This is a genomic window from Solilutibacter tolerans (assembly GCF_900155935.1).
In the GTDB taxonomy this organism is placed as follows: Bacteria; Pseudomonadota; Gammaproteobacteria; order Xanthomonadales; family Xanthomonadaceae; genus Solilutibacter; species Solilutibacter tolerans.
In genome coordinates, this window is sequence record NZ_FTLW01000003.1 from 103,143 (window position 1) to 115,602 (window position 12,460).

At 61.2% G+C, this 12,460-nt stretch carries 25 protein-coding genes; all 25 read right to left on the reverse strand.

Annotation, left to right across the window (positions count from 1 at the left end; genetic code table 11):
* Nucleotides 1-13: 13 nt before the first annotated feature.
* Nucleotides 14-643, reverse strand: coding sequence for a 30S ribosomal protein S4 (rpsD, locus tag BW989_RS06640; RefSeq protein ID WP_076586667.1), 630 nt, complete (start codon nt 641-643; stop codon nt 14-16).
* Nucleotides 644-656: 13 nt separating this feature from the next.
* Nucleotides 657-1,049, reverse strand: coding sequence for a 30S ribosomal protein S11 (gene rpsK, locus BW989_RS06645; protein ID WP_028839572.1), 393 nt, complete (start codon nt 1,047-1,049; stop codon nt 657-659).
* Between the two features lie 9 nt (nt 1,050-1,058).
* Nucleotides 1,059-1,415, reverse strand: a complete 357-nt coding sequence (gene rpsM, locus BW989_RS06650) for a 30S ribosomal protein S13 (RefSeq protein ID WP_076586669.1) — start codon at nt 1,413-1,415, stop codon at nt 1,059-1,061.
* A gap of 364 nt (nt 1,416-1,779) precedes the next feature.
* Nucleotides 1,780-3,132, reverse strand: coding sequence for a preprotein translocase subunit SecY (gene secY / locus BW989_RS06655; RefSeq protein ID WP_076586670.1), 1,353 nt, complete (start codon nt 3,130-3,132; stop codon nt 1,780-1,782).
* Nucleotides 3,133-3,138: 6 nt separating this feature from the next.
* Nucleotides 3,139-3,576 carry a 50S ribosomal protein L15 gene (gene rplO / locus BW989_RS06660; RefSeq protein ID WP_076586672.1) on the reverse strand — a complete coding sequence of 146 codons (438 nt, stop codon included), beginning with the start codon at nt 3,574-3,576 and terminating at the stop codon, nt 3,139-3,141.
* Between the two features lie 4 nt (nt 3,577-3,580).
* The gene (gene rpmD / locus BW989_RS06665) at nt 3,581-3,778 is read right to left on the reverse strand and encodes a 50S ribosomal protein L30 (RefSeq protein ID WP_076586673.1); all 198 of its coding nucleotides are present in this window, start codon (nt 3,776-3,778) and stop codon (nt 3,581-3,583) included.
* The gene (rpsE, locus tag BW989_RS06670) at nt 3,765-4,313 is read right to left on the reverse strand and encodes a 30S ribosomal protein S5 (protein ID WP_076586675.1); all 549 of its coding nucleotides are present in this window, start codon (nt 4,311-4,313) and stop codon (nt 3,765-3,767) included. Before rpsE ends, rpmD begins: the two co-directional genes overlap by 14 nt.
* Nucleotides 4,314-4,416: 103 nt before the next feature.
* On the reverse strand, nt 4,417-4,770 hold the full coding sequence (gene rplR, locus BW989_RS06675; protein ID WP_076586677.1) for a 50S ribosomal protein L18: 354 nt from the start codon (nt 4,768-4,770) through the stop codon (nt 4,417-4,419).
* Between the two features lie 44 nt (nt 4,771-4,814).
* Nucleotides 4,815-5,342 (reverse strand): 50S ribosomal protein L6, encoded by a 528-nt coding sequence (gene rplF, locus BW989_RS06680; protein ID WP_076586678.1) that lies wholly within the window; start codon nt 5,340-5,342, stop codon nt 4,815-4,817.
* Between the two features lie 12 nt (nt 5,343-5,354).
* Complete coding sequence (rpsH, locus tag BW989_RS06685; protein ID WP_076586680.1) at nt 5,355-5,753, reverse strand: 30S ribosomal protein S8; 399 nt, start codon at nt 5,751-5,753, stop codon at nt 5,355-5,357.
* A 123-nt stretch (nt 5,754-5,876) separates the two neighbouring features.
* Nucleotides 5,877-6,182 (reverse strand): 30S ribosomal protein S14, encoded by a 306-nt coding sequence (rpsN, locus tag BW989_RS06690; protein WP_076586682.1) that lies wholly within the window; start codon nt 6,180-6,182, stop codon nt 5,877-5,879.
* Between the two features lie 13 nt (nt 6,183-6,195).
* Complete coding sequence (gene rplE, locus BW989_RS06695) at nt 6,196-6,735, reverse strand: 50S ribosomal protein L5 (RefSeq protein ID WP_076586684.1); 540 nt, start codon at nt 6,733-6,735, stop codon at nt 6,196-6,198.
* Between the two features lie 11 nt (nt 6,736-6,746).
* On the reverse strand, nt 6,747-7,061 hold the full coding sequence (rplX, locus tag BW989_RS06700; RefSeq protein ID WP_076586685.1) for a 50S ribosomal protein L24: 315 nt from the start codon (nt 7,059-7,061) through the stop codon (nt 6,747-6,749).
* A gap of 13 nt (nt 7,062-7,074) precedes the next feature.
* Nucleotides 7,075-7,443: a 50S ribosomal protein L14 gene (rplN, locus tag BW989_RS06705; protein ID WP_076586687.1), complete on the reverse strand. Its 369-nt coding sequence runs from the start codon at nt 7,441-7,443 to the stop codon at nt 7,075-7,077.
* A gap of 15 nt (nt 7,444-7,458) precedes the next feature.
* On the reverse strand, nt 7,459-7,728 hold the full coding sequence (gene rpsQ / locus BW989_RS06710; protein WP_076586689.1) for a 30S ribosomal protein S17: 270 nt from the start codon (nt 7,726-7,728) through the stop codon (nt 7,459-7,461).
* 8 nt (nt 7,729-7,736) lie between these two features.
* Nucleotides 7,737-7,925 (reverse strand): 50S ribosomal protein L29, encoded by a 189-nt coding sequence (rpmC, locus tag BW989_RS06715; RefSeq protein ID WP_076586691.1) that lies wholly within the window; start codon nt 7,923-7,925, stop codon nt 7,737-7,739.
* The gene (gene rplP / locus BW989_RS06720) at nt 7,925-8,338 is read right to left on the reverse strand and encodes a 50S ribosomal protein L16 (RefSeq protein WP_076586693.1); all 414 of its coding nucleotides are present in this window, start codon (nt 8,336-8,338) and stop codon (nt 7,925-7,927) included. The genes rpmC and rplP overlap by 1 nt, the downstream gene beginning before the upstream one ends.
* 2 nt (nt 8,339-8,340) lie before the next feature.
* On the reverse strand, nt 8,341-9,078 hold the full coding sequence (rpsC, locus tag BW989_RS06725; RefSeq protein ID WP_076586695.1) for a 30S ribosomal protein S3: 738 nt from the start codon (nt 9,076-9,078) through the stop codon (nt 8,341-8,343).
* A gap of 2 nt (nt 9,079-9,080) precedes the next feature.
* Nucleotides 9,081-9,416, reverse strand: coding sequence for a 50S ribosomal protein L22 (rplV, locus tag BW989_RS06730; RefSeq protein ID WP_083688407.1), 336 nt, complete (start codon nt 9,414-9,416; stop codon nt 9,081-9,083).
* 10 nt (nt 9,417-9,426) lie between these two features.
* A complete protein-coding gene (rpsS, locus tag BW989_RS06735) occupies nt 9,427-9,696 on the reverse strand; it encodes a 30S ribosomal protein S19 (protein WP_076586699.1) in 270 nt (89 codons plus the stop codon).
* Between the two features lie 6 nt (nt 9,697-9,702).
* Nucleotides 9,703-10,530, reverse strand: a complete 828-nt coding sequence (gene rplB, locus BW989_RS06740) for a 50S ribosomal protein L2 (protein WP_076586701.1) — start codon at nt 10,528-10,530, stop codon at nt 9,703-9,705.
* Between the two features lie 10 nt (nt 10,531-10,540).
* On the reverse strand, nt 10,541-10,834 hold the full coding sequence (gene rplW / locus BW989_RS06745; RefSeq protein WP_076586703.1) for a 50S ribosomal protein L23: 294 nt from the start codon (nt 10,832-10,834) through the stop codon (nt 10,541-10,543).
* A complete protein-coding gene (gene rplD / locus BW989_RS06750) occupies nt 10,831-11,436 on the reverse strand; it encodes a 50S ribosomal protein L4 (protein WP_076586705.1) in 606 nt (201 codons plus the stop codon). Before rplD ends, rplW begins: the two co-directional genes overlap by 4 nt.
* 2 nt (nt 11,437-11,438) lie before the next feature.
* Nucleotides 11,439-12,074: a 50S ribosomal protein L3 gene (rplC, locus tag BW989_RS06755; RefSeq protein ID WP_425476653.1), complete on the reverse strand. Its 636-nt coding sequence runs from the start codon at nt 12,072-12,074 to the stop codon at nt 11,439-11,441.
* 31 nt (nt 12,075-12,105) lie between these two features.
* A complete protein-coding gene (rpsJ, locus tag BW989_RS06760) occupies nt 12,106-12,417 on the reverse strand; it encodes a 30S ribosomal protein S10 (RefSeq protein ID WP_076586709.1) in 312 nt (103 codons plus the stop codon).
* Nucleotides 12,418-12,460 lie beyond the last annotated feature (43 nt).

Consider the following 12,460-nt stretch of genomic DNA (forward strand, 5'->3'; position numbering starts at 1 on the left):
TTCGATGGGGGGATTACTTCGAGTACAACTCGATGATCAACGCTTCGTTGATATCAGCCGGCAACTCGGCGCGATCAGGCACAGCCTTGAACACACCCGTGAACTTGCCAGCATCGACATCGACCCACGACGGCGACAAGTCCATCTGCTGCGACACGGCCAGGGATTCCTGGACGCGCAGCTGCTTCTGGGCCTTCTCGGACAGGGCGATGGCGTCGCCCGCCTTGACTGCGTAGGACGGCAGGTTCACCGGCTTGCCATTGACCGTCACACCACGGTGCGAGACCAACTGACGGGCCGAAGCGCGGGTAACCGCGAAACCCATGCGATAAACGACGTTGTCGAGGCGCGTTTCAAGGAGCTGCAGCAGGTTTTCACCCGTGTTGCCCTTCTTGTTCGAAGCCTTCTTGTAGTAGTTGCGGAACTGACGCTCCAGCAAGCCGTAGATGCGCTTCACCTTCTGCTTTTCACGCAGCTGGGTGGCGTAATCCGACAACTTGCCGCGGCGGGCGGTCGGGCCGTGCTGACCGGGCTTCTGCTCCAGTTTGCACTTGGAATCCAGCGCGCGGGCCGGGGACTTCAGCGAAAGGTCGGCGCCTTCACGACGCGCGAGCTTGCAGGTAGGACCAATATAGCGTGCCATGTCTGTGAGCTCCTTAGACGCGACGCTTCTTCGGCGGACGGCACCCGTTGTGCGGGATAGGCGTCACGTCGATGATGTTGAGGATTTTGTAGCCGACGTTGTTCAGCGAACGAACGGCCGATTCACGACCCGGACCCGGGCCCTTGATGCGGACTTCGAGTGCCTTCACGCCGTAATCGAGGGCAGCTTTACCGGCCTTTTCGGCGGCAACCTGCGCCGCGAACGGGGTCGACTTGCGCGAACCACGGAAACCGGCGCCGCCGGACGTGGCCCACGACAGCGCGTTGCCCTGGCGGTCGGTGATCGTGATGATGGTGTTATTGAACGAAGCATGGACGTGCGCGATGCCGTCGGTGACGACGCGCTTGATCTTCTTCTTCGTTTTGGTAGCGGCAGGCTTGGCCATGTCGGTTCCTTACTTCTTGATCGCTTTGCGCGGACCCTTGCGGGTACGGGCATTGGTCTTGGTACGCTGGCCACGCAGCGGCAGGCCACGACGATGACGCAGGCCGCGATAGCTGCCCAGGTCCATCAGACGCTTGATGGCCATGCCGACTTCACGACGCAGGTCGCCTTCGACGATGAATTTGCCGATCTCCGCGCGCAGGCGCTCGACTTCCGGCTCCGACAGGTCACGAATCTTGGTCGTCGATTCCACGCCAGCGGAATCACAGACCTTCTTCGAACGGGTACGGCCAATGCCGTAGATGCTTTGCAGCCCCACCCAGACGTGTTTCTGGGCAGGCAGGTTGACACCTGCAATACGCGCCATGACGCGATCTCCAAACGGTTGATGGGCCAAAAATGACAGCTTGGCCGCGGGTAACTGGTAATTTTAACAACAATCCCGGGTCTTTGGGAAGCTGAGCCCGAAAGCTCTGCTCCGGCATGGGGAGTGTGCCCATGCTCCGGCGAACGGTCCGACGACTGATAACCCTTTCAGGTCACCGGCACGCGCTACTCTGGCGCGCGCATCTCGTCGATCCACCCGTGTGCGGGATGCCACCCGGGTCGCCCATCGAGGCCGACGCGAGAGGCGTCGGCTATGAATTTTTCATCCAGGCGATGCTGCTACCCAGTATTTACGCACAACGGACCGAAATCCGTTGCCAGTGCTTACGTGAGTCGGCAACCGCTCAGCGACCGCGCGACCCACCCTTCAGGTTCGCCTTCTTGAGCAGGCTTTCGTACTGATGCGACATCAAATGCGCTTGCAACTGCGCGATGAAGTCCATCACGACCACCACCACGATCAAGAGCGAGGTGCCACCAAAATAGAACTGCGTGCCCAGCTGGGTGCGCATCACTTCCGGCAGCAGGCAGACCAGCACTAGGTAGATGGAGCCAGCCAGCGTCAACCGGGTCAGTACGCCATCGATGTAATCGGCGGTCGCCTTGCCCGGACGGATACCCGGAATCAACGCGCCCGACTTCTTCAGGTTGTCTGCAGTCTCTTGCGAATTGAACACCAACGCCGTGTAGAAGAACGCGAAACCCATGATCAATGCGGCAAACAGGATCATGTGCAGCGGCTGGCCCGGGGCCAAGGCGGCGGCAACACGCTGCATCCATTGGGTCGTGCCAGTGCCCGAATTGCCGAACCACTGGGCAGCCGTTGCCGGGAACATGATGATCGACGACGCGAAGATCGGCGGAATCACGCCCGCCATATTGAGCTTCAACGGCAGGAACGATGTCTGGTTCTGGTAGGCACTGCGCCCACCCTGCCGACGCGCGTAGTTCACCGTGATGCGGCGCTGGCCGCGCTCGACGAAGATAACGAAGTAGGTGAAGCCAAACACGATCAACGCGATCAGGATCGCCTGGATCGCCGTCATGTCACCGTTGCGCAACTGCGTAACTGTGCTGACCACGGCCGACGGCAGGCCAGCCACGATGCCCGCGAAGATGATCAGTGACACGCCGTTGCCGATGCCGCGCTCGGTGATCTGCTCACCCAGCCACATCAGGAACATAGTGCCTGCGGTCAGTGCAACGACCGCCGTAAACACAAACGCCATACCGGGATTGGTCACGACAGGCGTGCCGTCCGGGGCAATCTGGTTTTGCAACGCGGTGGCAATGCCGATCGCCTGGAACACGGCCAATGGCACGGCGCCGAGACGCGACCACTGGTTGATCTTGCGACGGCCCGACTCGCCTTCCTTCTGGATGGCCTTCAGGCTCGGGAAGATTTGCGCGCACAACTGCATGATGATCGACGACGAGATATACGGCATCACGTTCAGCGCCAGCAGCGACAAGCGCTCCAACGCGCCGCCCGAGAACATGTTGAGCATGTTCACGATGCCTTGCTGCTGTTGCATGAATGCCGTCATCGCGATCGGATTCACGCCCGGCACCGGGATGTGGCAACCGATGCGGTAAACGATCAGTGCGCCGACCACGAACAGAAGACGCTGGCGCAGTTCAGTGAACTTGCCAGCGCCAGCCGCCATGCCGGCCAGGGCGTTGCCGCTTCGCGACATCCGGCCTTACTCCTCGACCTTGCCGCCGGCGGCTTCAATCGCCGCCTTGGCACCGGCCGTGGCCAACAGACCCTTCAGCACGAACTTCTTGGTCACGTCGCCCTTCATCACGATCTTCGCCTTCTTGGCGGTCGACGGCACCAACTTGGCAGCGCGCAGCGCCGCAAAATCGATATCGCCGGCATCCAGCTTGTCCAGCTGATACAGCAGCACTTGCGCGGTATCTGCCTTCAGCTTGGAGCGGAAGCCGACCTTCGGCAGGCGCATGTACATGGGCATCTGGCCGCCTTCGAAACCGGCCTTGATCTTGCCCTTGCCGGCGCGTGCGAACGAGCCTTTGTGACCACGACCAGCGGTCTTGCCCAGACCCGAACCGATACCACGACCAACGCGGGTGCGCTCCTTGCGGGCGCCGTCGGCGGGCTTCAATGTATTGAGTTTCATCTGATTACTCCTCGACCTGCACCAGGTAGTGGACCTTGTTGATCAGGCCACGAACCTGCGGGCTGTCCTTCAATTCGCGCACGCTGTTGAGCTTGTTGAGGCCCAGAGCGCGCACCGACAGGCGATGCTTGGCCTGCGAACCACGCAGACCCTTGACCAGACGCACCTTGACGGTACCGGTGGTGTTCTTAGTGCTGGACATGGATGATCTCCTCGACCTTCTTGCCGCGCTTGGCAGCGATGTTGGAAGGCGAATGCATCGCGGTCAGGCCCTTCAAGGTGGCGCGCACCAGATTGATCGGGTTGCGCGAACCGACAGCCTTGGCCAGCACGTTCTTGATGCCGACCGCTTCGAGCACGGCGCGCATTGCACCGCCGGCGATCACGCCGGTACCCTCGGATGCAGGCTGCATGAAGACTTTGGCCGCGCCATGGTTGGCCTTCACCTGATGCCACAGGGTGCCGTTGTTGAGGTCGACGACCTTCATGCCCTTACGGGCCTGTTCCATCGACTTCTGGATCGCGACCGGCACTTCGCGCGCCTTGCCGTAGCCGAAGCCGACCTTGCCGTTGCCGTCGCCCACCACCGTCAGCGCGGTGAAGGTGAACTGACGACCGCCCTTGACGGTCTTGCTGACGCGGTTGACCGCGACCAGCTTTTCGATCATCCCGTCATCGATTTCCTCGCGGGGAGCGCGATCACGATCACGGCCACGCGGTTGACGTTCTTCTGCCATTGTTTGGACTCTCTATGGTTGAGTTACTTACGGCTTAGCCGCTTATCGTTGTGGTGTGCATCGGTGCAACAAAGCCGGATGACAAAGCCATCCGGCCATTGAATCAGAACTGCAGGCCAGCCTCGCGGGCGGCATCAGCCAGGGCCTTGATGCGCCCGTGGTAGCGATAGCCCGAGCGGTCGAAGGCGACGGCGTCGATGCCGGCAGCCTTGGCGCGCTCGCCAATCAGGCGGCCGACCTTGGTCGCCGCTTCCATGTTCTTGCCGCTCGAGAGGCCTTCGCGCACGTCGGCCTGGGTGGTGGAGGCCGAAGCCAACACCTTCGAGCCATCGGCCGAGAACAGCTGCGCGTACAGGTGCTGACCGGTGCGCAGCACCGACAAACGCGGCACACCAAGTTTGCGGATGTGCGAACGGGTGCTCTTGGCACGACGCAGGCGGGCGATTTTCTTTTCCATTTCTTTTCTCCAGAAGCTGAAAGCGTTGGGAATCCTTTTCAGGATCAGGCCTTCTTGGCTTCCTTGCGGATGATGACTTCGTCGGAGTACTTCACACCCTTGCCCTTGTAGGGCTCCGGCGGACGGTAACCACGGATCTTGGCAGCGACCTCACCCACCAGCTGCTTGTCGGCGCCGCTGACCAGGATCTCGGTCTGCGTCGGCGTGGCAATGGTGATGCCGTCCGGGGTCTTGAACAGCACCGGGTGCGAGAAACCCAGCGACAGGTTCAGGTCCTTGCCCTGCATCGCGGCGCGGTAACCCACGCCGACCAGCTCGAGCTTGCGCTCGAAGCCTTCCGACACACCCTTCACCATGTTGGCGAGGATGGCGCGCAGGGTGCCGGTCATCGCGGTGCGCTCCGGACGGGCCGGGCTCAGCAGGATCTCGTTGTTCTCGACCGTGATCTCGACGCCTTCAGGCTGGGCGATGGACAGATTGCCCTTGCCACCCTTGACGTTGAGCTGGCCGTTTTCGTTCTTGAATTCAACACCCTTCGGCAGGGCGATCGGCTTCTTGGCTACGCGGGACATGCTGCTCTCCTGTTAGGCCACGAAGCACAGGACCTCGCCGCCAACGCCTTCAGTGCGCGCTTGCGAATCGGTCATGATGCCCTTGGAGGTGGAAACGATGGCGATGCCGAGGCCGCCGAGAACCTTCGGCAGGTCGTTCTTGCCGCGGTATTGGCGCAGGCCCGAGCGCGACACACGCTTCAGGGTCTCGATCACCGGCTTGCCTTCGAAATATTTCAGTTCGATCTCGAGTTCGGCCTTGCCGCCGCCCAGATCATTGACGCGATGGCTGCCGATGTAGCCCTCGCCCTTGAGGACGTTGGCAATGGCAACCTTGGTCTTCGACGACGGCATCTTTACCGTCGGCTTGCCAACCGCGGCCGCATTCTTGATGCGGACCAGCATGTCGGCGATGGGATCAGTCATGCTCATGATGAGTACCTTGAGTTAGCACCGATATCCGCTTTCGCGAAAATCTTTGGATTGTGGGCCTGACCATCAGAATGAATGGCCAAGCCGCCTATTGTGGCCCAAGGAGACCTTGGGCCGCAAGTCTTACCAGGAAGCCTTGCGCAGGCCCGGGACATCACCCTTCATGGTGTGCTCACGCAACTTGTTACGGCCCAGGCCGAACTTGCTGTACACACCCTTCGGGCGACCGGTCAGGACGCAACGCGTGACCTGACGCGAGGCCGACGAATCACGCGGCAGCTTCTGCAGCTTCACCACGGCATCCATCTTCTCTTCGTAAGAAGCGGTTTCGCTGCTGATGATCTTCTTCAGCGCTTCACGCTTGTCAGCGTACTTCTTAACGAGTTTGGTCCGCTTCAGATCGCGGTTGATCATGCTGGTCTTTGCCATGTGTCTCTCTCGATCAGCGGAAGGGGAAGCGGAAAGCCTCGAGCAAAGCCTTGGCTTCCTCGTTGGTCTTCGCAGTGGTGGTGATGGCGATATCCATACCGCGGATCGCGTCGACGGCGTCGAAGTCGATTTCCGGGAAGATGATCTGTTCCTTCACGCCCATGTTGTAGTTGCCGCGGCCGTCAAACGAACGCGCCGATACGCCGCGGAAATCGCGGGTACGTGGCAGCGAGATGTTGATCAAACGGTCCAGGAACTCATACATGTGGGCGCGACGCAGGGTCACCTTGGCACCGATCGGCCAACCGTCACGGATCTTGAACGAAGCCACCGACACGCGTGACTTGGTCGTGACCGGCTTCTGGCCGGCGATCTTGGTCATGTCGGCCAGTGCGTTCTCGAGCACCTTCTTGTTAGCGGCCGCCTCACCCACACCCATGTTCAGGGTGATCTTGGTGATCTTCGGCACCTGCATCGGATTGGTGTAACCAAAGCGCTTGATCAGCGCCGGCGCCACTTCTTCCTTGTAAATTTTTTCCAGTCGCGTGGTCATTTCTTCATTCCTCAGGCGTCAACCGCCTCGTCGCCAGAGCGGAACACGCGAATCTTGCGTCCATTCTCCAGCACCTTGGTCTTGATGCGATCACCCTTGCCGGTGGCCGGGTTGAACAGCATCACGTTGGAAATGTGGATCGAGGCTTCGCGCTCGACCACGCCGCCAGCCTGGCCGACCTGCGGGTTCGGCTTGGTGTGGCGCTTGATCATGTTGATGTTGGAAACAACGACACGGTCGCCAAGGACGCGAACAACGTCGCCCTTCTTGCCCTTGTCCTTGCCGGTGGTAACGACGACCTGGTCGCCTTTCTTGATGCGATTCATGGTGTCCTCCGGCTCACAGCACTTCAGGTGCGAGAGAAACGATCTTCATGAACTTCTCGGAGCGCAGCTCGCGAGTGACCGGCCCGAAGATACGGGTGCCGATCGGCTCATGCTTGTTGTTCAGCAACACGGCAGCGTTGCCGTCGAAGCGGATCAGGGAACCGTCGGCGCGACGCACACCCTTGCGGGTACGCACGACAACAGCGTTGTAAACCTCGCCCTTCTTCACCTTGCCGCGCGGAATGGCATCCTTCACCGACACCTTGATGATGTCGCCGATGCCGGCATAACGGCGCTTGGAACCGCCAAGCACCTTGATGCACATGACTTCCTTGGCACCGGAGTTGTCGGCAACGTCGAGGTGGCTCTGCATCTGGATCATGGTCTGGCCTCCTCGTTATTCAGCGGCGTGGGCGAGGACTTCGACCACGCGCCAGTTCTTGGTTTTGGACATCGGCGCGCACTCGACGATGCGAACGAGGTCGCCCATCTGGCAGGCGTTCTCGCCGTCATGTGCATGCAACTTGGTGGAGCGACGAATGTACTTGCCGTACAGCGCGTGCTTGACGTGACGCTCAACGAGCACCGTCACCGTCTTGTCCATCTTGTTGCTGACCACGCGGCCTTCGACCGTGTGCTGCTTTTTATCAGTGTTATTCATGGTCATTCCTGGGTTCACTGAGCGGCGGTGCCGATCAGCATCTTGACGCGTGCGATTTCGCGGCGAACGCGACGCACGTCGTGGGTCTTGGCAAGCTGGCCGGTGGCCTTCTGCATACGCAGCGAGAACTGCTCTTTCTGCAGATCAAGCAAGTGTGCCTTGAGGTCAGCGGCCGACTTGTGGCGGAGTTCTTTCAGTTCCATCAGCGCACCGTCCGGGTCACGAATTGGGTGGTGACCGAAAGCTTGGCGGCGGCCAGACGGAACGCTTCGCGTGCCGTGGCTTCATCCACGCCTTCGATCTCGTAGATCATGCGGCCGGGCTGGATCTGCGCGACCCAGTACTCGACGTTACCCTTACCCGAGCCCATGCGGACTTCGATCGGCTTCTGGGTGATCGGCTTGTCCGGGAATACGCGGATCCACATCTTGCCGCCACGCTTGACGTAACGGCTGACCGCACGACGCGCGGCCTCGATCTGACGGGCGGTCAGGCGGCCGGTCTGCGTTGCACGCAGGCCGAACTCACCGAACGACACCGCATTGGCGCTCCACGACAGACCTTCGTTACGGCCCTTGTGCTGCTTGCGGTACTTGGTACGTTTGGGTTGCAACATGATTAACCCCTCGCTTCACGCTCGCCGCGCGGCGGACGCGGGCCACGAGCAGGACGCTCGCCGCCACGCTCATTGCGCGGCTCTTCATTCTTTTCCTGGCCCACTTGAGCGAAATCGAAGATTTCACCCTTGTAGATCCAGACCTTGATGCCGATGATGCCGTAGGTCGTCTTGGCTTCAGCGAAGCCGTAGTCGATGTCGGCACGCAGCGTGTGCAGCGGCACGCGGCCTTCGCGGTACCACTCGGAGCGGGCGATTTCAGCACCGTTCAAGCGGCCAGCCACGTTGACCTTGATACCCAGTGCACCCAGGCGCATCGCGTTGCCCACCGAGCGCTTCATCGCGCGGCGGAACATGATGCGACGCTCGAGCTGCTGTGCGATCGACTCGGCCACCAGCTGTGCGTCGAGTTCCGGCTTACGCACTTCGGTCACGTTGATGTGGGCGGGAACGCCCATCACGTCCGAGACTTCCTTACGCAGCTTCTCGATGTCTTCACCACGCTTGCCGATCACAACGCCGGGACGGGCGGTGTGGATCGTCACGCGTGCCGACTTGGCCGGACGCTCGATGGTGATCTTGCTGATGCCGGCCGAGGCCAGCTTCTTGCGCAGCATGTCGCGGACCTTGAGGTCAGCGGCGAGGAATTCGGCGTATTCCTTTTTGCCCGCATACCACTTGCTGTTCCAGTCCTTGGCGATGCCAAGGCGGATGCCGATCGGATGAACTTTGTGACCCATGATTACTTGCCCTCGCCGACGACGATGGTGATGTGGCTGGTGCGCTTGACGATGCGGGTACCGCGACCCTTCGCACGCGCCATGAAACGCTTCAGGGACGGACCTTCATCAACCATGATGGTCTTGACCTTGAGCGCGTCGGCATCGGCGCCAACGTTGTTTTCGGCATTTGACACCGCCGACCACAACAGCTTGTGGATCATGTGTGCAGCCTTCTTGTCGCTGAACTTCAGCAAGTCGAGGGCGCGAGAGGCCGGCAGGCCGCGCACCTGATCAGCGACCAGGCGGGCTTTCTGCGGGGAGATGCGCGCAGTGCGCAGGATGGCTTTAGCTTCCATGGTCATCTCCTTACCTCGACTTCTTGTCGCCGCCGTGACCCTTGAAGGTACGGGTCAGTGCGAATTCGCCGAGCTTGTGGCCCACCATGTTCTCGTTGATCAGCACCGGCACATGATTCTTGCCGTTGTGAACTGCGAGGGTGAAGCCCACCATTTCCGGCAGGATCATCGAACGACGCGACCAGGTCTTGATCGGCTTTTTCGTATTGGTGCCCGCGGCCTCCACCTTCTGGATGAGGTGATGGTCGACAAAGGGGCCTTTCTTGAGTGAACGTGCCATGGCCGATTAGCTCCTGCGATCGCGCACGATGAACTGCTGCGTGCGCTTGTTCTTGCGGGTCTTGTAACCCTTGGTCGGGACGCCCCACGGGGTGACCGGATGCGGATTACCCTGGCCGGCCTTGGCTTCACCACCACCGTGCGGGTGATCAACCGGGTTCATCGCCGCACCGCGAACGGTCGGCTTGACACCGCGCCAGCGCTTCGCGCCAGCCTTGCCCAGCTTCTCGAGGTTGTGCTCGACATTGCCCACTTCACCGATGGTGGCGCGGCAGTCGACCGGCACTTTGCGCATTTCACCCGAACGCAGACGCAGCGTGGCATAGCCCTGCTCGCGCGCGATCAGCTGCACGCCAGCGCCAGCGGCGCGGGCCATCTGAGCACCCTTGCCCGGCTTCATCTCGATGCAGTGCACCGTGGTGCCCACCGGGATGTTGCGAAGCGGCAGCGTGTTGCCGGCGCGGATCGGCGCGGACTCGCCCGCCATCACCTGGTCGCCGGCCTTCAGGCCCTTCGGCGCGATGATGTAGCGACGCTCGCCGTCCACGTACAGCAGCAACGCGATGTGCGCAGTGCGGTTCGGGTCGTACTCGATGCGCTCGACCTTGGCGGGAATCGTTTCCTTATCGCGCTTGAAGTCGATGATGCGGTAATGCTGCTTATGACCACCGCCGATGTGGCGGGTGGTGATGCGGCCGTGATGGTTGCGACCACCGGTCTTGCCCTGCTTCTCCAAGAGCGGCGCGTAAGGCGCACCCTTGTGCAGATCGGGCGTGACCACGCGAACCGCGCTACGGCGGCCAGCGGAAGTCGGCTTGAAAGTCATTAAAGGCATCGTGTGCTCCTTAGGCCTTCGCAGTCACGTCGATGGACTGGCCGTCAGCCAGCTTCACGTAAGCCTTGCGCCAGTCGCTGCGGCGACCCATGCGCGAACGGAAGGCTTTCTGCTTGCCCTTCACGTTGACTACGTTCACCGACTCAACCTTCACGTCGAAGATCTGCTCGATGGCTGCCTTGACGTCAGCCTTGGTGGCGGTGGTCGCCACTTCGAAGACGTACTGGTTGGACACTTCCTGCAGGCGGGCGGTCTTTTCAGACACGCGCGGCGCGCGGATTACTTCATAAACGTTGGTGGTCATGCCAGCCACTCCTCGATCTTCTTGACTGCGTCGGCAGTGATCACCACCGAGTCAGAACCGACCAGCGACACCGGATCCAGGCCCTGCACGTCGCGCACTTCCACGTAGGGGAGGTTGCGAGCGGACAGGAACAGGTTTTCCGAAGCTTCTTCGGTCACGATCAGCGGACGCTTGCCGACTTCGAGATCCTTCAGCTTGGCAACCAGGCCGGAGGTCTTGGCGGCATCCACGTCGAAACCTTCAACGATGGTGATACGGCCCTGACGGTTCAATTCCGACAGGATCGCGGCCATCGCGGCGCGGTACATCTTGCGGTTGACCTTCTGCGCGAAGCTGCGCGGCTTGGCCGCGAAGGTCACGCCGCCGCCGATGAAGATCGGAGCCGTCAATGCGCCATGACGCGCGCCGCCGCCCTTCTGCTTCTTCGACTTCTTGGTCGTGCCGTTGACTTCCGAACGGGTCTTCTGCGCCTTGGTACCAGCGCGACCGGCGTTGCGGTAGGCGACGACGACCTGGTGGACGAGGTCCTGAGAAAACTCACGGCCAAACACGGCTTCGGAGACCGACACCTTGTTGCCACTACCCTTGATGGTCAGTTCCATGCTCATGCTCCCTTGCTGGTCGGACGCACGATGACGTCGCCACCCGGGGCGCCCGGCACAGCGCCGCGCACGGCGATCAAGCCACGCTCGGCGTCAACCTTGACGACCACGAGGTTCTGGGTGGTCTGGTTTTCGGCACCCATGTGACCGGACATCTTCTTGCCCGGAAACACGCGGCCCGGCGTCTGGCGCTGACCGATCGAACCCGGCGAGCGATGCGAGAGCGAGTTACCATGGGTGGCGTCACCCATGGTGAAGTTCCAGCGCTTGATCGTGCCCTGGAAGCCCTTACCCTTCGTCACGCCCTGCACGTCGACCATCTGGCCTTCGGCAAAGATGTCGGCCTTGACTTCGCCACCGACTTCGTAATCGGACAGCTTGTCGTCGGCGACGCGGAATTCCCACAGACCGCGACCGGCTTCGACCTTGGCCTTGGCGAAATGGCCAGTGCCGGTCTTGTTGATGAGGGCAGCGCGCTTCACGCCGGCAGTGACCTGCACAGCGCTGTAGCCGTCGGCCTCAACGGTCTTGATCTGGGTGATGCGGTTCGGCGTGGCCTCGATCAGCGTCACCGGGATGGACTTGCCATCTTCGGTAAAGACGCGGCTCATGCCTGCCTTTCGGCCAACCAGGCCCATTTGATGGATTTTCGTCGACATGATGATTTCCTCAGGTCAACTTGATCTGGACGTCGACGCCGGCAGCCAGTTCGAGCTTCATCAGCGCGTCCACGGTCTTGTCGTTGGGGTCGACGATGTCAAGCACACGCTTGTGCGTGCGGGTTTCATACTGGTCGCGCGCGTCTTTATCGACGTGGGGCGAGGTCAGCACGGTGTAACGTTCAGTCTTGGTCGGCAGCGGGATCGGGCCGCGCACTTGCGCGCCGGTCCGCTTGGCCGTCTCGACGATTTCGCTGGCCGAGCGGTCGATCAAACGATGATCGAAGGCTTTCAGCCTGATGCGAATCTTCTGGTCCGCCATGACGGAGATTCCTCAATAAGTCCAAAGAGCGAAGGCCCGACAG